17 protein-coding genes are annotated in these 20,840 nt (G+C 64.2%); 12 read left to right on the top strand and 5 right to left on the bottom strand.

The features are described from left to right. Window positions 1-82: 82 nt before the first annotated feature. Both GJE22_RS09540 and GJE22_RS10235 read right to left on the bottom strand, forming a co-directional pair. Entirely contained in the window at window positions 83-1,696 is a 1,614-nt protein-coding gene (locus GJE22_RS09540) for a DUF2130 domain-containing protein (RefSeq protein WP_144688862.1), read from the bottom strand. Window positions 1,697-2,209: 513 nt separating this feature from the next. Further along, window positions 2,210-3,184 (bottom strand): patatin-like phospholipase family protein, encoded by a 975-nt coding sequence (locus GJE22_RS10235; RefSeq protein WP_154324169.1) that lies wholly within the window; start codon window positions 3,182-3,184, stop codon window positions 2,210-2,212. Between the two features lie 349 nt (window positions 3,185-3,533). On the opposite strand from GJE22_RS10235, the gene GJE22_RS10115 reads away from it, so the two are divergent. The 11 genes from GJE22_RS10115 to GJE22_RS09480 all read left to right on the top strand — a co-directional run bounded on the left by GJE22_RS10115 (window position 3,534) and on the right by GJE22_RS09480 (window position 15,835). Next, window positions 3,534-4,376, top strand: coding sequence for a response regulator transcription factor (locus GJE22_RS10115; protein ID WP_235895870.1), 843 nt, complete (start codon window positions 3,534-3,536; stop codon window positions 4,374-4,376). Beyond that, the gene (locus GJE22_RS09525) at window positions 4,369-6,039 is read left to right on the top strand and encodes a sensor histidine kinase (protein WP_186297461.1); all 1,671 of its coding nucleotides are present in this window, start codon (window positions 4,369-4,371) and stop codon (window positions 6,037-6,039) included. The genes GJE22_RS10115 and GJE22_RS09525 overlap by 8 nt, the downstream gene beginning before the upstream one ends. Window positions 6,040-6,285: 246 nt before the next feature. Continuing rightward, window positions 6,286-7,875 carry an amino acid adenylation domain-containing protein gene (locus GJE22_RS09520; protein WP_144688860.1) on the top strand — a complete coding sequence of 530 codons (1,590 nt, stop codon included), beginning with the start codon at window positions 6,286-6,288 and terminating at the stop codon, window positions 7,873-7,875. 74 nt (window positions 7,876-7,949) lie between these two features. After that, the gene (locus GJE22_RS09515; protein ID WP_144688859.1) at window positions 7,950-9,152 is read left to right on the top strand and encodes a diaminopimelate decarboxylase family protein; all 1,203 of its coding nucleotides are present in this window, start codon (window positions 7,950-7,952) and stop codon (window positions 9,150-9,152) included. Window positions 9,153-9,200: 48 nt separating this feature from the next. Beyond that, complete coding sequence (locus GJE22_RS09510; protein WP_019129071.1) at window positions 9,201-9,434, top strand: phosphopantetheine-binding protein; 234 nt, start codon at window positions 9,201-9,203, stop codon at window positions 9,432-9,434. An 18-nt stretch (window positions 9,435-9,452) separates the two neighbouring features. Further along, window positions 9,453-11,126, top strand: a complete 1,674-nt coding sequence (locus tag GJE22_RS09505) for an MBOAT family O-acyltransferase (protein ID WP_144688858.1) — start codon at window positions 9,453-9,455, stop codon at window positions 11,124-11,126. A 63-nt stretch (window positions 11,127-11,189) separates the two neighbouring features. Beyond that, window positions 11,190-12,194 (top strand): hypothetical protein, encoded by a 1,005-nt coding sequence (locus GJE22_RS09500; protein WP_144688857.1) that lies wholly within the window; start codon window positions 11,190-11,192, stop codon window positions 12,192-12,194. A gap of 171 nt (window positions 12,195-12,365) precedes the next feature. Continuing rightward, on the top strand, window positions 12,366-13,352 hold the full coding sequence (locus tag GJE22_RS09495; protein ID WP_144688856.1) for a hypothetical protein: 987 nt from the start codon (window positions 12,366-12,368) through the stop codon (window positions 13,350-13,352). 199 nt (window positions 13,353-13,551) lie between these two features. Continuing rightward, entirely contained in the window at window positions 13,552-14,073 is a 522-nt protein-coding gene (locus tag GJE22_RS09490; RefSeq protein WP_144688855.1) for a nitroreductase, read from the top strand. A gap of 67 nt (window positions 14,074-14,140) precedes the next feature. Next, a complete protein-coding gene (locus GJE22_RS09485) occupies window positions 14,141-14,416 on the top strand; it encodes a GNAT family N-acetyltransferase (RefSeq protein ID WP_144688854.1) in 276 nt (91 codons plus the stop codon). A gap of 390 nt (window positions 14,417-14,806) precedes the next feature. After that, window positions 14,807-15,835 carry a 3-deoxy-7-phosphoheptulonate synthase gene (locus GJE22_RS09480; RefSeq protein WP_144688853.1) on the top strand — a complete coding sequence of 343 codons (1,029 nt, stop codon included), beginning with the start codon at window positions 14,807-14,809 and terminating at the stop codon, window positions 15,833-15,835. Between the two features lie 228 nt (window positions 15,836-16,063). On the opposite strand, the gene GJE22_RS09475 is transcribed toward GJE22_RS09480, so the two are convergent. Beyond that, window positions 16,064-16,720: an HAD family hydrolase gene (locus GJE22_RS09475; RefSeq protein ID WP_144688852.1), complete on the bottom strand. Its 657-nt coding sequence runs from the start codon at window positions 16,718-16,720 to the stop codon at window positions 16,064-16,066. A gap of 160 nt (window positions 16,721-16,880) precedes the next feature. Between GJE22_RS09475 and GJE22_RS09470 the strand changes: the two genes are divergently transcribed. Further along, on the top strand, window positions 16,881-17,351 hold the full coding sequence (locus tag GJE22_RS09470) for a low molecular weight protein-tyrosine-phosphatase (RefSeq protein WP_144688851.1): 471 nt from the start codon (window positions 16,881-16,883) through the stop codon (window positions 17,349-17,351). A 22-nt stretch (window positions 17,352-17,373) separates the two neighbouring features. Here the strand turns inward: GJE22_RS09470 and GJE22_RS09465 are convergent, their stop codons facing one another. Continuing rightward, on the bottom strand, window positions 17,374-18,681 hold the full coding sequence (locus tag GJE22_RS09465; RefSeq protein ID WP_144688850.1) for an MFS transporter: 1,308 nt from the start codon (window positions 18,679-18,681) through the stop codon (window positions 17,374-17,376). A 198-nt stretch (window positions 18,682-18,879) separates the two neighbouring features. Beyond that, entirely contained in the window at window positions 18,880-20,685 is a 1,806-nt protein-coding gene (locus tag GJE22_RS09460) for an MFS transporter (RefSeq protein ID WP_235895869.1), read from the bottom strand. Between the last annotated feature and the right edge of the window lie 155 nt (window positions 20,686-20,840).

The raw sequence follows: 20,840 nt of genomic DNA, 5'->3' as shown, positions 1-20,840 counted from the left end.
CTTCCCCCACACTGTGGGGGTTTTAAAAACTTAAAAAAACCCCTTTCTTGCCACTTTAACCCCCCCCACAACTGTCTCACGGCTACGCCTCTGCGTCGTCCCGCTCGGCAGCTTCGGCGATGCGCGCCTCCTCGAAGGCGGCCTTCATGGTAGGATTGCCGCGCGTGAGCTTCTTGATGGTGAGGCCCTGCGCCTTGTCGTTAGCTAGGCGCAGGTTGCGGTCGCTCGAGAGCAGTGCCTCCTTGGTCTTCTGCAGATGGCTAATGGTCTTGTCAATCTCCTCGATCGCCGTCTGGAACTTGCGGTTCGCCAGCTCGAAGTTGCGCGAGAACCCTTCCTGGAACGCCTCCAACTTCGATTCGAAATTAGTCACGTCCACGTTCTGCTGCCGCATGATAGCGAGCTCCTGCTTGTAGGCAAGCGCGTTCATGGCGGCGTTACGCAGAAGTGTGATGAGCGGGATGAAGAACTGCGGGCGGATCACGTACATCTTTTCGTAGCGGTAGCTCACGTCCACGATGCCCGTGTTGTAGAGCTCGCTCTCCGGTTCCAGCAGGCTCACCAGCACCGCGTACTCGCACTTCTTCTTCGTGCGGTCCGCATCGAGCTTCTTGAAGAAGTCCTCGTTCTTGTGTTTGGTGGCCGTGGCATCGTTTTCGTTCTTCATCTCGAACATGATGGAGATGATCTCGTTGCCGTTATCGTCGCATTCACGGAAGATGAAATCGCCCTTGGAGCGGTGCGAGCCATCCTCGCCCTCAACAGCATCGTTGTCTTTCTCGAAGTACGCGTGCGGGAAGGCCGTCATGCGCAGGCGGTTGAACTCGGTCTCGCAGTGCTGCTCGAGCGTCTCGCCCACCATCTTGGTGGACAGGCGCACCTTCATGTCGCGCAGGCGCTCGATTTCCTCGTCCTTGTAGCGAATGAGCGCATCGCTCGCCTTTTTGGATTGCTCGAGCTCAAGCGCGTGCGAGGCCTCGAGCTGCTGGCGCTCGCTATCGTGAAGCGCGCGCTCGCTCGCAAGTGCTGAGCGTGCCTCGTCACGCTCGCGCTCCGCCGCCGTAACCGCCTGCGCCACGGCAAGCTCCTGCCTCGCCGCATCGGCGGCAATCTGCTGCCTGAGCTTGGAAATCTCGGCATCCTTGGCGGCAATGCCCCGGGAAAGCTCCTCGCGTGTCGCAGCGCGCGCGTTCTCAAGCGCAACCGCCTGCTGCTGGGCAGATGCCTCAGCCTGGGCCTTGAGTCGAGCGATTTCGGCGTCGCGAGCGGCGATATCCTCCTGAAGACGCCGAGCTGCCTGCGCCTGGGAGAGCTCCGCCTCCGTCTCTTGCTGAGCCAACTTCGCCCGCAGCTCGTCGCACGTGCGCTCGAGCTCCGACAGCTGCTGCTGAGCATCTCGCTGCGCCTGCGCCGCGGCGCGCTCCTCAGCGAGCCCGCGCTCGTTCGCCGCGGATGCAAGCTGTGCCTCGAGCTCGGCGATGCGCGCATCGCGCCCCGAAACGGTTTCCTGAAGCTGGCGCTCGGCCTTCTGTTCGGCAAGCTCCACCGCTGCCGCACGCTCGCGCTCCATTATGCGCTCGCGCTCGGCGAGCTGACGCGAAAACTCCTGGTCGCGCACCTGGCGCGCGATATCCGCATACCCTTGTTCGTCTACCTGGAACACCGTACCGCACTGGGGGCACTTTATCTCGTTCATAAACGGACCTTTCTTCCAAAGACGCCTGCGCTCATGGTTCCTTTTACTGGAATCAGTCTACCCCGGCATGCGGACAGAAGAATGCGGCGCTTGCCCGGAAAGCTAACGAAACGTATGTAGACGAGCAGACGAACCGTACCTGTCCGTCACGAACGCCGCACGTCGCGGGCGGCTAAGGTCATCGGACGGTTAAGGCTTCCCCGTGCGTTCGGGCGGGATTCGAACGCGCCCGGCGCGCCTGCCGTCCCCGGACCGGACTGGGACATCGCCTGTGTTGTCGGGCAGGATTCGGACGCGCGCGGGACGTTTTGCCATTCTCGGGCGGGATTCGGACATAGCCAGCGTTCTTGGGCGAGATTCGGACGGAACAGGGCCCTTGAATGTCCAAATGCCGCCCGAAGGCGGCCAACATGTCCGAATGCCGCCCGACAAAGGAGAACGGCAGCGGAGTGTCGCCCAGCTCAGAAGAGCAACGGCGAATGCCGACCGGCAACGCCGTCAGGGTGAGACAGTTTAACCCGGCACAACTGTCTCCCTGTTCATCCCGAGGTACGAGCGCAGCGCGTCGAGCGTAGCCTTGCCGTCGCGGCGGCCGACCTGGTACACGTGGTCGAGAATCGCCGGATCCTTCACCGAGAGCGGCGTCTTGACCGATTCGCTCGGCCGAATCACAAACACCTTGCCCTCACGCTCCAACCGCGCGAGCTCGTCGAGCTGCGCGTTGTAGCGCTCATGACGGTTGGCCAGAAGCTCGACCAGCTTGGGATACCGGTGCAGCAGCACGCGCAGCGCGGGCATGAGGCCGTTGGGCCCCTTCCGATACCCCTCGGGCTGCGTACACACCACCACGCAGCGGTCGTAGCCCTGATCGAGCATCCAGCGGAAAGGAATGGAATCGGCCGTTCCGCCATCGAGCAGCAACCGCCCTTCCAGCTCAACGGGGCGAGAGAGCGCCGGAATAGCCGACGAGGCGCGCATCCACTCCACGTCCTCCACGTCGCCGCGGTTCACGTCGTGGTACACCGGCTCGCCGGTTTGGATATCGGTCGCCACCACGGTGAATCGCATGGGGTTAGCAGCATAGGTTCCCACGTCGAACACGTCGAGCTCCCAAGGGAGGCGTCCGAAGGCGAACTCCCGATTGAAGAGGTTCCCCGTGGTGAGCAAGCTTCTCATGCCTGCATAGCGGGGATCATTGCAGAACCTTTTGTTATAGCGAACCGCGCGCCCCAACTGGCACGACTTGAAATTGCACCCGAAAGTCGCGCCCGCGGAAACTCCCACCGTATGCGTGGCCCCTATGCCCTCCTCGAGCCATACGTCAAACACGCCCTCGGTATAGTGGCCGCGAAAACCGCCACCCTCGAACACCACGCCTACCGTATGCGGCAACGCGCCAAACTTGGGGCGCTCGCTCGGATCCCGCACATCGGAAAGCCTGTAGTCTGCACCCGAGCCAACAATCTTAGGTTCTTTCGCCTGTACCATGCCATACCTCACTTAATCATGGCTTTTGAGTATAGCGCGGCGCATGGAAAAGGTAGTCGGCTTCCTCGGCGCCTTCGTCGCCCCATGGCCGTATCACCGGGCGAGTCCTCGCCCGCTCCAGCCCCGTCGCCCATCGGGACGGGCGGGCCCTCGCTCCATCGCAGGACGAGCCAGCGACCCCCAGCGCAGTCGCCCGTCGCCGGGCAGGGCCGGCAAGCCGCCCCGTCCCGTCGCCCCATGGATTCTTCACGGCCGCTTAAGCCAGACTTCACTGCTGTGGAAAGCCCATGCAGGGCAGCGGTTCACCGTAGAATCGAGAGAGTGCCGATAAACGGAAGGGGGCTAAACCATGGCAGAAACAGTCTTGATCGTAGAGGACGACCGGGATATCGTCGAGCTGCTGTCGCTCTATCTAACCGGCAGCGGGTACGACGTCGTCACTGCTGGAAATGGGGAAGAAGCTCTCGAGCAACTTCAGCAGCACCCTGCCGATATCGCGCTTGTCGACATCATGATGCCGCGCATGAACGGCTACGACTTCATCAAGGCCCTCCGCGCCACGGACAACATCCCCGTCATCATCATCTCGGCTCGCACGCAGGCTGCCGACAAGATCGTGGGGCTTGACGCCGGAGCGGATGGATTCATCGCGAAGCCCTTCAACCCGCTTGAGGTCACAGCGCAGATTCGCGCCCTCCTGCGCCGCCGGGCCACCGACGTTGCCGACGCCCTCGCCGCAGCCGGCCGCACCGCCCCCACCTCAGATGAGGCGCGCGCTACCGCACCATCGGAAGGCGAGGCATCCTTTCCAGGACCAGACGCCTCTGGCCCCAGTGATCGCGCGGCCGCAGAGAGCACCCCCGCGCCTTCAACCCCCTCGCAAGACGGCGCGCATGTGCTGCGCGTGGGCGACCTCGCCTTTGACACTGAACGGCTCGAGCTCTTCAAAGGCGGCACGCCGATTCCGCTCACCGCCGCCGAGCTCAAGATCATGGCAACCTTCATGGCCGCCCCTGGTCGCGTTTTCAGCAAAGCTCAGCTCTATGCCTGCATCAACGGGGAGAGCTTCGCTGGCAGCGAGGCAAGCGTGATGGTTCATGTCTCCAACATCCGTGCCAAGCTGGAAGACGACCCGCTGCGTCCGGCATACATCAAGACCATCCGCGGTATGGGATACAAGATCGATGGCTAGCGAATTCGAACACACACCCTCTTCCCGCAGCCCCTTGCATCGCCTGCGCAAGAGCATCGCCGTGCGCTGCCTCGCCGGCCTCGTCGTCTACGCAGCGCTCCTAGCACTCGTGCTCTGGGGCATCAACCGCGCGAGCGAGAATCTGTTCGACAGCGCCTTTCCCTCCATGGAAACCGTGCTGACGTATGCCGACGATCTAGAGCATGACCGCTTCGATGCGCTGCAGACGCAAGCGCTCGAGCACTGCAAGATCGTCATCTTCGACGGCGACGGCACACGGCTCTACGCATCGAGCGCACGGGCAGCGGAGAAGATCCATGCCTCCGACCTCGACCTCATCAGCGAATACGATGAGCAGAGCTTCTACGAGGTGTTCCAGGAAAGCACCGTCGACGGCCTGCACTACCGCATCGTGCAGTGCACCTACAGCCTCGAAGATGGGTTCACCAAGCGCATCACGGCGTGGTGCGAGCTCGACGAAAACCTAACCGTGGTGGCCGGCGATCTATTCGCCGACCGCGGCGCGCTCACACAGCGCGAGTTCGACTTCCTGCAGGGCGTCTACAGCGCGCAGATGTCTGTAGAGCGCGTGAGCTACCAGACCGTAGACGGCGAAGAGCGCATTCTCGTGCTGGCCGCCCCGCTCGTAAGCGGCATTCGCTACCAGCAAGTCGTAGACGAGGCCAACCGCCTGCCGCTCCTTGCTGCCCCCGTGGCGCTCGTCATCACCATTGGCTGCGCGTGGTACCTGGTGGGCGTCGCGAAACGTGCGACGCGCCCGCTGGACCGCGCGATCAACGCCTACCGCCGCGGAGAGGAGCAAGTGGACGCGGCGACCGACGTTCCCACCGAACTCGTGCCCATCTACGACAACTTCACCGACCTCATGGACGAGCTGCGCGAGGCGCGCGAGGACAGCCAGCGCATCATCGCCAACATCTCGCACGACCTCAAGACGCCGCTCACCGTGATCTACGGGTACGCACAGGCCTTCCGCGACGGGCGCGTTCCACCGGAAAAGGAGCAAGACTACCACCGCATCATCGGAGAGAAGGCGCTTGCCGCAAGCGAGCTCATCGACACGCTCTTCGCCTATGCGAAGATGGAGCACCCCGAATACGCCCCGAACCTCGAGCCATGGCGCGTAGACGAGCTGGTGCGCTCGGTGGCGCACGAGGCAGAGGCCCAGGTAGAGCAGGCAGGCTGTTCGCTCTTCGTGGTTCCCGAAGGCGCATCGCTCGCGCAGGCCGCACAGGGAGACGAGAGCCCTGGCGTGGCGGCGAGCAGCGCCGAGCCCATCGCCCGCATAGACCGGCAGCTCTTCCATCGGCTGCTCATGAACCTCATCAGTAATGCTTGCGCCCACAACCCTTCGGGCACAAGCATCTATCTCGCCTGCGAGGTCGACGCCGGACGCGGCCTCGTGCGCGTGCGGGTGGCCGACACCGGCACGGGAATCCCCGACCACATCGCCTCTCACGCCTTCGACCCCTTCGTGACCGAAAACGCTGCACGCTCCACCAACGGGGGAACCGGACTGGGCCTCACCATCGCGCGGCGCGCTGCCGAGCTCATGGGCGGCACGCTCACCCTTTCCCCGAACCCTCCCCACCCGTGCGCTACGGAGTTCGTAATCGAACTGCCCCGCTGCACAAAAGAGTGAACGCTGCGTGCGGCCGGCTTCCGTGCGATGCTCGGCTTCATCGTCGCGGCGGTCGTGGTGAACGCTGCGTGCGGCCGGCTTCCGTAAACCGGTGTGCACCCCACCGCGTGCGAACCTAAAGATTGCCCAACCGCACGCGGGGTCGCCGTGCGCGCGAGCCTAAAGAAACCTTTAGCAAGCGTTCAGGTGCGCTAAAGCTTCCCTTCCCATACTGGAACCCATCGAACCGACCAGTTGGAGGAAGCAATGCACACGACGGCGCATACACCGATCGAATATCTTGAGCGATCTGCCCGGCTGTTCCCGAGCAAGACCGCAGTGATCGACGAGTTTGGCACCTGCACCTATGCCGAGCTGCTCGAGCGCAGCCGAGCCATCGCCCAAGGCCTTCTTGCCGCAGACGCGCGATCGAACGCCTCCGGCGACCCGGAGATCCGCACTTCGGGCTCCGTAAACGCGCCCGCGCCGCAGCCCGTCGTCGTCTTCATGGAGAAGCGCATCGATATGCTCGCCTCCTTCCTCGGTGCCCTCATGGCGGGCCGCTTCTACGTGCCGGTCGACCCCAGCGTGCCTGCAGAGCGAGCGCGAAACGTCTATGCCACCCTTGCGAATGGGAAGCCGGAAGAAAACGGCCCGATCGTGATCGCGAACGCCGATACCATAACCGCGGCGCGGGCAATCTTTCCGGAAGGCCGCGTAGCGCTCGTGGATGACCTTCTGCAGCACACGGTCGATAGCGCGGCGCTCGAGAACGTCGCGCGTTCCTTGGTGAGCAGCAACCCCGCCTATGTGCTCTTCACGTCTGGATCGACCGGCATGCCGAAGGGCGTGGCCGTGAGCCACCGCTCCATCTGCGGGTTCATCGATGCATTCGTGGAAGCCTTCGGCATCCGCGACGATGACGTCATCGGCAACCAGGCGCCGTTCGACTTCGATGTCTCGGTCAAAGACATCTACGGCGCACTCGCGACAGGCGCCACGATCGTCTTGCTGCCGCGCAGGCTGTTCAGCGCCCCCGCGCAGCTGGTGGATGCTCTTCGCGAGCACGAGGTCACGGTCATGACCTGGGCGGTGGCCGCGCTCTGCCTCGTGAGCAGCCTGCACGGCCTCGACCACGCCCCGCTGCCGAGCGTGCGCCTTGTCCTGTTCTCGGGCGAGGTCATGCCGCGCAAGCATCTCGCACGCTGGCTAGAGCACCTGCCCGAGGCAACCTTCGCGAACCTCTACGGGCCTACCGAGATCACCTGCAACTGCCTCTATCACATCGTGGATCGCAGCCGCGCCTACCTCGACGGCCTGCCCCTGGGCGAGCCGCTCGGCGACCGCCGCATCCTGGTGCTGGACGAAAGCATGCAGCCCGTTAGCGAGCCCGGACAGGTGGGCGAGCTCTATGTGGGCGGCCCGAACATCGCGCTCGGCTACTACGCCGACCCCGCTCGCACGGAGGGCGCCTTCATGCCGAACCCCATCCCCGGAGCGTTGCCGGAAACCGTATACCGCACCGGAGACCTCGTGCGCATAGGCGAGGGCAGGGAGCTCTTCTTCAGCGGGCGGGCGGACAACCAGATCAAGCATCAGGGCCACCGCATCGAGCTGGAAGAGATCGACGCCGCCTTCGAGCGATGCCCCGGTGTCGAGCGCTGCCGCTGCGCCTATAACGAGCGCTTCAAACGCATCCATGCGTTCTTCGAGGGCTCGGCCGAAATCGATGAGCTCCGACGCGCCGTGAGCTCGATGCTCCCCGGCCCCATGGTGCCCGCAAGCATCGAGCGCGTGGAGCGCATGCCACTCACCAAGAACGGCAAGGTCGACCGCCGCGCGCTGCTCAACGCGTGACACTTTCCCCCGGTACAACTGTCTCAGAGACAGTTTAACCCGGCACAACTGTCTCACCACCTAAGGAGGAAACCATGCTGACCGATTCCGCACTGCGTGCACTCGCCGACCGCTTCGGCACGCCGCTCTACGTCTTCGATGACCGCGCGCTCGTGCAGCGCGTCCGCTACCTGCGCAAGGCCCTGCCGGCTCGCGTGGGCATCTGCTTCGCCATCAAGGCAAACCCCTTCGTTCTCCCCGCGCTCGAGCCCCTCGTCGACCGGCTCGAGGTGTGCTCGCCCGGCGAGTATCGCATCTGCCGCGCCCTCGGCCTGCCCCACGACAAAATCGTGGTCTCGGGCGTGCATAAGGACATCCAGACCGTATCGAGCGCCGTGAGCGAACGGCAGGCGCCCGCAGCCGTCACCATCGAGTCGGTCTCCCAGCTTGACCTGGTCCTGCACCAAGCCGCCACGCACTCGGCACGCGTGCCGGTGCTCCTGCGGCTCAGCAGCGGTAACCAATTTGGCATGGGGCGCGACGACGTGAAGGCCGCGGTCACGCGCCTGCGCCACAACGGGCGCGTGCGCCTTGCAGGGCTCCAGTTCTTCTCCGGCACGCAGAAGAACTCCCTCAAGCGGCTTGCCCGCGAGCTCCGCGGCCTGGATGCGTTCATTCAGGAGCTTGAGCAGGATTGCGGCTGGCGCGTGCCCGAGCTGGAGTTTGGCCCCGGGTTCCCCGTCTCGTACTTCGCCCACGACGACTTCGATGAGAAGGAGTTTCTGGCGGAATTCAGCGCGCTTATCGAGGGCATGTCCTTCCAGGGCCACATCATGCTTGAGCTCGGCCGCAGCCTTACCGCCTCATGCGGTACCTACCTCACGCGCGTGGTAGACGCCAAGGTGAACGCGGGGCAGCGATATGCCATCGTGGACGGCGGCATGCACCAGCTCGTGTACTTCGGCCAATCCATGGCCATGAAGCAACCGTGCTGCCACCTGCTTGGCGCCGATGACGAGAACGCCGCCCCAGCAGACGAAGAGCTCTGGAACATCTGCGGCTCGCTCTGCACGGTAAACGACATCCTTGCCAAGCAGCTCCCCCTCTCCGGGCTCGAGCAGGGCAGCATCCTTGCTTTCGAGAACGCCGGCGCCTATTGCATGACCGAGGGCATCTCGCTCTTTTTGAGCCGCGACCTTCCGCGCGTGATCATGGTCGACGAGCATGGCGCCCCCACGCTCGTGCGCGACGGGCTGCGCACCGACATCCTCAACACCCCGCTCTTCCCCATCAGGTAACACCCCGACGCAACAAGCGCGCTGGGCCACATCTAAGAAAGGACCATCATGGACGCAATTCTCGACATCTTGAACGAACTCAAGCCCGGTATCGATTACCGCACGCGCCACGACCTCGTCGATACGCGCGAGCTCGATTCGCTCACCATCATCACGCTCGTCTCGGAGCTCGAGGATGCCTTCGACATCACCATCCCCGCCGTGGAGATCGTGCCCGCTAACTTCAACTCCCTCGAGGGCATGTGGAACATGGTTCAGCGCCTGCGCGAAGCTGGCTTTTAGCGAGGTGCCGGGGCTCTCATGACTTCGTACTTCTCTTTGACGATGCTCGGGCTCATCCTGCCCGGCACGGCGGTCGCCTACCAGGTCATGCCGCGCCGGGCGCGCTGGGCCGTGCTTCTCGCCGCTAGCTATGTCACCTTCTGGGCCATCAGCGGAAAGCTGCTCGCCTTCCTTTTGGCGTCGACCGTGACCATCTGGCTCTGCGGCCTTGCGCTCGATCGCGAGATCAAGCAGCGCGGCGAGGCCCTGCGGGCTCCGGGCGCCAACCGCAAGGCGGTCAAGCAAAGCTATGCGAGGCGCATGCGCCTCATCATGGCGGCGGGCGCGGCGGTCAACCTTGGAATGCTCTTCGCCTTCAAATACGTGGTGTTCGCGCACCGCCTGCTCGCTCCGCTCGCCGCCCCGCTCCTCACCCACCTGGGGATCGGCTGGACAGCACCGGCGGCAATCGCGGCGCCCATCGGCATCTCCTTCTACACGCTGCAGGCCGTCTCCTACCTCGTGGACGTGTATCGCCAGAGCGTCACCGCCGATCGCAACCTGTGCCGCCTGGCGCTCTTCATGGCATTCTTCCCCCAAATCATGGAGGGGCCCATCTGCCGCTACGGCCAGACGGCGCAAGCGCTCTGGGCGGGCCACGGCATCACCTGGGAGAACCTCGTATCGGGAAGCCAGCGCATCCTTTGGGGCGCGGCAAAGAAGCTTATCGTTGCCGATCGGGTGAATCTGCTGGTGAAGACCGTCTTTGCCTCATATGAGTCTTACGACGGCGGCGTGATCGCCCTCGCCGCGGTGCTCTATACCATCCAGCTGTATTGCGACTTCTCGGGCACGATGGATTTCGTGGTGGGCACGGGGCGCATCTTCGGCGTGCGCCTGCCCGAGAACTTCCGACAGCCCTTCTTCTCGCGCACCGCATCCGAATTCTGGCAGCGCTGGCACATCACCCTGGGCACGTGGTTTCGCGACTACGTGTTCTACCCCGTATCGCTCAGCAAGCCGGTGAAGCGCCTGACCACCTCGGCGCGGCATCTCCTGGGCAATCGCATGGGACCGGTGGCCGCGAGCGGCGTGGCGCTCCTCGCCGTTTGGCTCGGCAACGGCCTCTGGCACGGAGCAGGAGGGCAGTACGTGCTGTTCGGACTGTTCTGGTTCACGATCATTTGGCTCGGCGGCTTCGCTGAGCCGATCGCGCAGTCCATCTGCGAGCGCCTGGGGATCGATCGCTCGGCGCTCCCGTATCGCGCCTTCCAGCACGCGCGCACCCTGGTGATCGTCTTTTGCGGAGAGCTCATCTTCCGCGCCGATGGCGGATGGGCGGCGCTCGGTATGCTGAAGCGGCTCTTCAGCCAGTTCTCGCTTGCATCGTTCGCCGACGGCACCGCATTCAAGCTCGGCATGGACGGCGCCGATTTTGCCTGCGTTGGCATCGCTATCGCAGTGCTCTTCGTCGTTGGGCTGCTGAGGGAGCGCGCGCAGCACGACCCTGCCGCCTCCGCCACCCCGGCAGGACACGCGGGCATGCCGGCGGCAGCCACCGCGAACACCGCAGCCACCCGCTTCGCCCTCGCCTGGTGGCAGAACTTCAACGTGCGCTGGGTACTTGGCTGCGCCCTCATCCTTGCCATCGTGGTGTTCGGCGCCTATGGAACGGGCTATGTTCCCGTCGACCCCATGTACGCATCGTTCTAGCAAGCATCAGTACCGGCAGGCAACAGGTCCCGCCGGGCACGACAGCGGCTGATAGGAGGTCCCATGCTTCATGACGCAACAACGCCTGCCACGGGGCGCACCCAACAGCGGGCGGCGCGGTACATGTGCATCGCGCTGCGCCTCGTCGTTACCGGCATCGTGCTCTGCGGCCTCCTTGCCGCGGTGTCGCGCATCGTGCAGCCGAAGAACAACCAGGCCGAATTCGGTCAGAGCGATCCCGAGGCCCACGGCGTGCTCGGCGAGCCGCGCGATAGCATCGACGTTCTCGTTCTGGGAGACTCCGAGTCGTTTTGCTCCATCTCGCCCCTGCAGCTTTGGGGCGAGCAGGGCATCACCTCCTACGTATGCGGCACGAGTGGGCAGATACTCCCGCTCACCCGCTCCCTGCTGTTGAGCGCGCTGAGCAAGCAGCATCCTAAGGTCGTAGTCCTCGAAACCAACTGCCTCTTCCGCCCGTTCCGACCGGGGTTCGCGCTCAACCGCGCCCTCCAAGACAAGTTCCCGGTGTTCGAATACCACAACCGCTGGAAGAAGCTGCGCGCGGAAGACCTCGTCTACGCGCCCCAGACCACCTGGACGCACGAGCTCAAGGGCTTTCGCATCAAGAAGGACACGGTTGCCGCAGACCCTTCCGGCTACATGGCCCCTACCGACGAGCTGGCGCCGATGCCGCGCCTGAGCGAGCTGTACCTGCGCAGCATTGCGAGGATCTGCCGTGATAACGGCACCAGGCTCGTGCTCGTGAGCACGCCGAGTACGGTGAACTGGAACACGGCGCGCCATAACCGCACCCAGCTCCTAGCGGGCGAGCTGGGCATCGACTACATCGACTTCAATATGGGCAGCCAGCGCGTCGAGATTGACTGGGCTACCGATACCTGCGACAAAGGCGACCATCTCAATATCTACGGCGCTCAAAAGGTCACGAGCAAGCTTGGCGAGATCCTGCGCGCTACGTACCAGGTGCCGAGCCATGCGAACGAGAAGGCATATGCCTCTTGGAACGACGCGTACGCGCGCTACGCCAAGCAGCTCGCCGGAACGTGATGCCGCGCGGAGCCGGCACGCGCGGGCACCTTCGCCCGTCCTCGGCGCCCGCGCTCCTCGGCGCCCCGCCGCCTCCTAGCGCGCTGCCCCCTCCTAGCGCGCTGCCTGCCGTGGCGCCTCACCCGCCTTATCGCGTTCTCAAGCCCCGCCTATCCATACCGAAAGGAACCCATGCCACTCAGCAAGCCTTCACCCGAGCTCAGGCACATCGCCCTGCGTCTCGCCGTCACCGCCGCCGCGCTCGTCATCGCACTCGCCGGCATATCGCGCATCGTGCTACCCAAACACAACCAAGATGCGCACGGCCCCAATAACTACGAAGCCGCCCACGGCATCTTCGCCGAGCCGGAAAACTCCGTCGACCTGCTATTTCTTGGCGATTCCGAAACCTACTGTGCCATCACGCCCCTTGAGCTCTGGCGCGACCACGGCATCGCCTCGTACATCAGCGCCACGGGCGCCCAGCGCTTGCCGCTCACGCTCTCCATGCTCAACCGCGTCCTCGGCTGCCAGCGCCCCAAGGTCGTGGTGCTCGAAACCAACTGCCTATTCCGCGCGGTCACGCCGGGCACGGTGGCGCGCCAGACCGCAAACGACGCCCTCCCCGTGCTTGAATACCACAACCGGTGGAAGACGCTAAGGTCCGACGACCTCACGGCGGCCCCCTTCTCCATCGGCACCGCCGACTTCAAGGGCTATCGCCTCAAGACGGGCGTCAGCGCTGCCGACGACTCGTCCTACATGACGCCCACGATGGACAGCGAGTCCATTCGATCGCTCAACCGCTGGTACCTGGAGCAAATCGCAGACGTCTGCCGTAGCCACGACATCAAGCTCGTGCTCGTGAGCACGCCGAGCACCGTGAACTGGAATATGAAGCGCCACAACTGCGTGCAGCAGCTTGCAGGCGAGCTCGACGTCGATTACATCGATCTCAACACGGGCAAGAACCGAGCTCAGATCGACTGGTCGACCGATACCTTCGACGGCGGCGATCACCTGAACCTCAACGGCGCCAAGAAGGCAACGGCTAAGCTCGGCGAGATATTGCGGAACCGCTACCAGTTGCCCGACCATTCCGGCGAGAGCGCCTACCGTTCCTGGGACGAGGCCTACGCGCGCTACGAACGTGTCGTGAACGAGGGCGCGGCATCGTAGCGCCGGCCTGTACCCCACGGGCGCCGATTCCCGCCAGCTGCCCGCCAAGCCCCGGCTCGCGCCAATCCCCGCCATCTGCCCGCCAAGCCCCGGCTCGCGACAATCCCCGCCGGCTGCCCGCCAAGCCCCGGCTCGCGCCGATTGCCCACCGGCTCCTTCGGGTACAACAAGGTGGATATCCCACGAGCAAGGAGGCACCATGAACACGCTTGAAGCACTCGAAACACGCCGGAGCTGCCGAGCCTACACCAGCGAGCCCGTCGCACCGGAACTCATCGACCAGATCATCAGGGCGGGAACCTACGCCCCCACCGGCATGGGACGCCAATCCCCCATCATTGTCGCCATCACGAACAAAGAGGTGCGCGACCGGCTTTCGCGCATCAACGCGCGCGTCATGGACAGTGAAGACGACCCGTTCTACGGGGCGCCGGCCGTGCTCGTCGTGCTCGCACGCAAGGATGTGGGTACGCACGTGTACGATGGCAGCCTGGTGATGGGAAACATGCTGAACGCCGCCCATGAGCTGGGCCTTGGCAGCTGCTGGATCCATCGCGCGAAGGAAGAGTTCGAAACACCCGAGGGCCGCGCCATCTTGGAGGGCCTGGGCATCGATGCCGACGCATACGAGGGCATCGGCAACTGCATCGTAGGCCATGCCTCCGAGCCCGCGCCGGAAGCCGCCCCGCGCAAGACAGACTACGCTTACCATATCGACTAGCTGCGCATGTAACGAGCCCGCGCGACCGGATCCGCAGGGCGCGCTGCAAACTATCTGAGGAGGCCCCATGCCTTACGCCACCCATGAGAACGACGTTCAGTACCTCGCAGATGATGGCACAGTACTCGGCGAGGTTACCTTTCCAAGCTGCGGCGATGGCATCGTGGACATCAACCACACGTTTGTAGACGGATCTCTGCGCGGACAGGGCATCGCGGGCGAGCTGCTCTCCCGTGCAGCAGCCGAGCTCGAGAGGAGCGGGCGGCGCGCCCATCCCTCCTGCTCGTACGCCGTTCGGTGGTTCGAGAAGCACGCGGAGTACGCGCATCTGCTTGCGGAATGAGAAAAACTGCCCCGCCATATCCGAAATGAGCGCGCCGCATGCGCAATTCGCCCCGCGTCATGGCTTCGGCCAAGGCACGGGGCTCTCTTTTTCAACTTTTGGGCACTTGATTCCCAAATGTCCAAGTACAAAGAGATCCCTCGTTACCATAATCGCAGGCCAGAGGCTTGGCCAATATGTCGCTACTCAGCAGAACCCCGATTAAGTGCCCAAAAGTTGAAAACGCTTCTAAACCTTGCTCCCTCGCCGCCCCGATCACGGTAACAACTGCGTTACGGCGGCGTTTCGCGCGCGTTTCCTGCGGTTCGGCTTCATAATAGACCCCACCTGAATATCAACGGGCCCGCCATCGCCGAGGCGCGGCCGGCCCATGCAAGGATAGGGGTCGATATGTCCATGAAGTTCAAGCGCCTGCTGCCCATCCCCAAGGAAATCCGCGAGGAGATGCCGCTTTCCGCCGAGACCGCGGCGAAGAAGCCGGCGTTCGACGCGCAGGTGGCCGACATTCTCACGGGCAAGGACGACCGCAAACTCGTCATCATCGGCCCGTGCTCCGCCGACCGCGAGGACTCCGTGCTCGAATACGCCGGCCGTCTGGCGAAGCTTGCCGAGCGCGTGAGCGAGCGCCTCTTCATCGTGCCGCGCGTCTACACCAACAAGCCGCGCACCAAGGGCACGGGCTACAAGGGGCTCCTGCACAACCCCGACCCCGAGGGCCCGAGCGATCTTTTGGGCGGCGTCAAGGCAATCCGCCGCATGCACCTGCGCGTTGCGGAGGAAACTGGCATGTTCACCGCCGACGAGATGCTCTACCCCACCAACTACCAGTACCTCATCGATGTACTTGGCTACATCGCCGTGGGCGCGCGCTCGGTAGAGAACCAGGAGCACCGCCTCGTGGCTTCGGGCGTTCCCATGCCCATCGGCATGAAGAACCCCACCGGAGGGTCCACGAGCGTCATGCTCAACTCCATCTACGCGGCGCAGCAGCCGCAGACCTTCGTCTTCCGCAACTGGGAGGTCGAGACTACGGGCAACCCGCTCGCGCACGCGGTGCTGCGCGGCTATATCGGCGAGGACGGGCTCAACTACCCCAACTACCATTACGAGTACCTGGAGCGCCTGGCAGAGAAGTACACCGAGGCAGATTTCGTCAACCCGGCGGTTATCGTGGACTGCAACCACGACAATTCGGGCAAGCGCCCCTTCGAACAGATCCGCATCAGCCACGAGGTTGCAGATTCCATGCGCCGCTCAGAGCAAATCCGTCATCTCATCAAGGGCTTCATGGTGGAAAGCTACCTGGAAGACGGCAACCAGCCCATCGACGGCGGCGTGTACGGCAAGTCCATCACCGACCCATGCCTCGGCTGGGAGAAAACGGAGCGCCTGGTACTCGATCTCGCAGAGCGCGTGTAGCCGGAGCCAGAAACTGCAAGTTTGGGCCGGTTTTGAGCGGTACCCTCGAGTAGCGACAAGATGCGCACATGCGAAACCGCAGGTTGGAGCTCCAGCTGATTCTTGTCTACTTGGCACACCGGCGCAAAACCGGCCTAAACTTGAAAAGCACGGCAGGTCTTGGCGAAAAACCCGAAAGCCGGACCGCCTTGGCGAAAGATCGCAGCAGGCGTTTCCCAGTCCAGCTTCCTAGCCGATGGCGCCCGCCTGCAGCAGATCGCGCACCTCGTAGAGGTCCCGGCAGATGCGCGTCGCCAGGGAGCGCATCTCGTCATCCGGCTGCACCAAGTCGGGCACCATGATGGTAATGAAGCCGCCTGCGGCGCCGGCGCGCACGCCGTTGAAAGAATCCTCGAGCACGAGCGCCTCGTGCGCATCGCACCCTAAGAGCTCTGCCGCGCGAAGGAAGACATCGGGCTCCGGCTTGGCGTGCTCGACCTCAAGCCCAGACACCGTGGCAGAAAAGCACGCAGAAACGCCCGCGTTCTCAAGGTTCTGCGCAATCTGGCTCGCCGGCGAAGAAGACGCCACCGCCGCGGGTATGCCTTGCTCTCCCAGATACGCGAGGAGCTCATCGAGGCCGGGCTTCTTCTCCACCCCGGCGCGCAGGTGCTCCTCCACGATGGCATGCCAAACATCCCAGAGCTCATCCGCGTCGACGCTCTCGTCGTACCACGCGTGGACAACCTTCGCGAACTCACCTCCCGCGGTACCGCGCACCGCGTCCGAGAGACCGGGCTTATAGGCGAGGCCCAGAGCATCGGTCGCCGGCTTTAGGTTTTCTCCCCATACGGGCTCGGTGTCGAACATGAGCCCGTCCATGTCGAAGATGACGCCTTTGACCATTACGTACTCCCTATCCATTGGCCCGCTCTGTAAAGCTCTGAACACAGAAGACGATGGAGCGCCTCGCCCCATGCGCGAACCATTATCGTATACTTCGAGGCGTCCTCGCGGGAGGCATGAAATTGTTTCCAAGCGCGAAGCTGCACGACCAAGGAGCCCTATGAGCGAGCAAGCAACCCGCATCCTGTTCGTCTGCCACGGCAACATCTGCCGATCGCCCATGGCCGAGTTCGTCATGAAAGACCTCGTGCAGAAACACGGGCTCGAAAACCGGTTCCTAATCGCCTCGGCTGCCACCAGCACCGAGGAGATCGGCAACGATATTCACCGGGGCACGCGCCGCGTGCTCACCGAGCACGGCGTACCCTTCGCGCCCCGAAGCGCGCGGCGGCTTCGCTCAGACGATGCGGCTGCCTGGGACTATATCGTGGGGATGGATGAGGCCAACGTGCGCAACATCGGCCGCATGCTGGGACCAGGCGCGCTGGAGCGCACTTTCAAGCTGCTCGCCTTCGCCGGGCGCGCGGACGATGTCGCCGATCCGTGGTACACGGGCGACTTCGAGACCACCTATCGCGACGTGCTCGAGGGGTGCACGGCGCTACTCGAGCGCATCGAGAGCGGGCAATGACGCACGATCCCGGCTGGATTCATCACGACACGCGCTCGATATGCCTGATGCTCGGAATCAACCAGGTAATCACAGCGAGCACTAGCATGGACGAACCGGCGAGCACGAACCAGATGGGCGCGCCCACCGTATCGGCGAGCAACGTCGACACCGCGAGCCCCGCCGGCATGGCCCAGGCCATGATGCTCCCGTAGAGGCCAAAAACGCGTCCCAGGTACTCGGGCGGAATGCGTTCTTGCATGAGCGCGGTCTGCGGGCCCGAATAGAAGGGGGAACTGAGCCCCATCACCGCGCTTGCAGCGAGAAAACCCATGAAACCGTCTGGTCCCAAGAGCCCCGCAGCCAGCGTTGCCACCCCATACACCGCGCACGAAGCCACCACGCTCAGCGCGCGATTCGCAAAGCCACCGGTAGCTGCCAAAAGCATGCTGCCCGCGATCATGCCCACCGAGAACACCACCTCTGCGAGGGCGGCATCGGCAGTCGTGCCCGCAAAGTGGCCGAGCGTCATAATGGGAAAGAGCGCCGATATGGGCGAGAACACGAGCGTGAAGGCAAACCCGCACCACAGCAGGGCGAAAAGCCCTCGATACCTGCGAAGCACGCGGTAGCCCTCCGCGGTCTCACGAGCGAGCTGGCGCACCTGCGTCGCAAGGCCCTCGCGAACCACAGGAGCCGTGGGCCGTCCGCTTAACCGCGCGGCGAGGACGGCCACGCTCGCGAACAGCGCACCGGCAACGTCAAGCGCGACCATCGCGGTAAGTCCCCACACCGGGTATATCGCCGCCGCCGCAGCCGTTCCCAAGATGTACCCGCCCGATTGCACAAGCTGCGTTACGCCCGCAAGACGGGTAAGGTGCTCAGGCGGAGCCACAAGCGGGGTCAGCGCCTGGAAGGCAGGAGTGTGAAACGCGCTTCCGATGGCCCTGAAGAACAAGGCAACGATTACCATCCACACCGGCAAGGAGCCGGCCATCGACGCAAGCGCCACGAGCGCGCTCGCCGCAGCGATGAAGAGGTCGGCCCCGACAAGCACGCGTTTGAGCGGAAGGCGGTCGACGATCGCACCCGCGACAGAACCCAACAGCGCGAGCGGCAGGAAGCCCATGAGCGATGCCAGCGACAGCATGCTCGCAGAATTCGTGGTGAGCGTAATGTGCCAGATGAACCCCATCTGCAAGATAGAGCTGGTGAGCACCGAGACGAGCTCTCCGCCCCACACGCAGGCAAGCTTTAGCTTCCAAGAGCCGTCCGGCACAGGTATTGTGCCCGGCGCCGCTCCGTCTACCGCATGAGGCGCGGCTTCCGGCGCATCGGATGTTCGCGACATGATGGCCCCTCCTCGCGCCCACTGGCCCCGCGAGCGCAAACAGCGCATATGCGCGGAACAGCATAGCAGACGCAACCGAGGAGCGCAGGAGGCAAATCCTTGCGGAGCACCGCACGCCCGCCATGAAAAAGCGCCCCGAACGAGGCGCTTCTCGTGATGTCAAATGGTGAGGATATTATAAGCACGGGCTATCCCCCGTCAGGAGCGACCGCCCTTCGCCTTAGTGGACCCGGCGCTTCCCACTGGATCCCTTCGCTCGCCATCCCGGATTGCCGGCGTGGTGATAAGGCCTGCCAGCACCACAGCCCCGCCGACGGCATATGCCATGCGCACCGCATCGAGGCGCGCCGTTGCCTCGATCGACACAAGCTCCTTGCGCTCGCCGTCGGTCATGGGGATTCCCGCGATCTCGTCCTCGAAGGTCCGGTTGCTGCCCAGGTCGATGCTCACGCCCGGCAAAGCGCTCGACACTCGAGGCGAAATAGAGGCATCCGCCGCAGCACGGCTTCGAACCGTACCGGTAATCCCAAAGATCAGCACCGCGCCCAGCAACGCCACGCCGAGGGCCTGGCCCACATTACGCATCGTGCTCTGGATACCGCCCGACTGCGATGCTTCGCGCTCGGGAAGCGCCATCGCCACCACGTTGCTCGCGTGGGCAGAGACCGTACCCGCGCCCACGCCCGCCATGAAGGCACCCAGGTACACGAGGGGCGCGCTTGCGCCGTTCTCGGTCACAGAGAACGCCATGATGCCGAGTGCAACAGCCATTGCCACGTAACCGGCTTGGATTACGCGGCGCGGGCTAGCCTGCGGCATGAACTTGGGGATGCCAAGTGCCAGCGCGAAGGTGGGAACGCCGGTGACGATCGAGATGGTCCCCACTGCCACGGGCGACCAGCCGGCCACAAGCTGCAGGTAGGGCGCCATGAGAATGGACTGGGCCCCCATAAAGAAGAAGGTGAGGGCACAGGCCACAAGACCGGCGCGCACCTGGGGAGTTGTGAGAAACGCACTCGGCAGCACCGCGATGCCGCCCCGCGCCTCTACGCGGCGCTCATAGGCAACGAGGATGCCGAGAACCACAATACCTGCCACAGCCATGGGAAGTGCGGGCGAGATGCCCAGGATGGTGAAGGGCGCCGTGGAGAGAGGCGTCACGAGGCCCCACGATGAGATGCTCGAGAGGCCAATGAGCAGGAGGAACAGGCCCGACGCAGCCAGAGCGACGCCCACGCCGTCGAAGCCCGCCCGCTCGCGCGGCTGCTCGATGGCGGGAAGGGTGAACGACGCAGCGAGCACGATCGCGAAGTAGCCCGCGAGAGCGAGGAAGGTAACGTGCATGCCAGCCACCTGCATGACCACGCCGAGCGCAAGGGGAAGCAGCGCGGAAAGACCCGAAGCCGCACCGATGGCACCGAACGCGATCACGCGATCGTGACCCTGGTAGATAAGAGGGATGAGCCCCAGCACCGAAGGGATCATGAAGCTCGCGCCAAGGCCCACCAGCACCCGGCCGCCCCAGATGAAGACGGCCATGCTGGGTGCTAGGGCAAGCACGACCTCGCCGAGGGCGCAAAGTAGGATGCCGCCGCGGAAGGTCTTCTTCCAGCCGACCATGGTGCCGGCAAGACCGCCCGCGATCATGAATGCACCGCCTACGAGCGGATAGATCATGTTGGCGAGCTGAATCTGGGCCGTGGTGGCGCCGAGCTCGCTCGTGAGCGACGCCGTCGCCAGCGAGAGCGCCCCGTTATCGCCGGTTGCACCCATCTGCGCAAGGATGAGGACGATGATGGGCAAGATCAAGAAGCGAGCCGCTGCGCTCGCGGAGGCAGCTGCGGGGGCAGACGCCGTAGTCGCGGGGGCCTCTGCGGCTCCCGGAGTGGCAACGGAGGCAGCGCCCGAGTTACCCGCAGGCCGCGCATTCACCGCCGAAGCGGTCGTTTTGGCCTGAGAGGCCCGGGCGGGCTGCGCAGCCCGCGCCTGGTGGTTGTTATTCACGTGTACGCCTTTCAAACATGGTTAGTAGGTGCCGTGCAGACCACACATGGCCCGCACGGCGGTACCGCGCGCCCCGCATGCGCCGGGGCACGCTGGGCCATGCCGCATAGCACGCTGGCCATGCGGCGGCCCCGGGCAAAGCATAGGAGCTCGAA

It is taken from the genome of Enorma shizhengliae (genome assembly GCF_009676995.1).
Classification (GTDB): Bacteria; Actinomycetota; Coriobacteriia; order Coriobacteriales; family Coriobacteriaceae; genus Enorma; species Enorma massiliensis.
The sequence above is the reverse complement of the archived record's forward strand: the minus strand, read 5'-3'. Positions and strand labels throughout refer to the sequence as shown.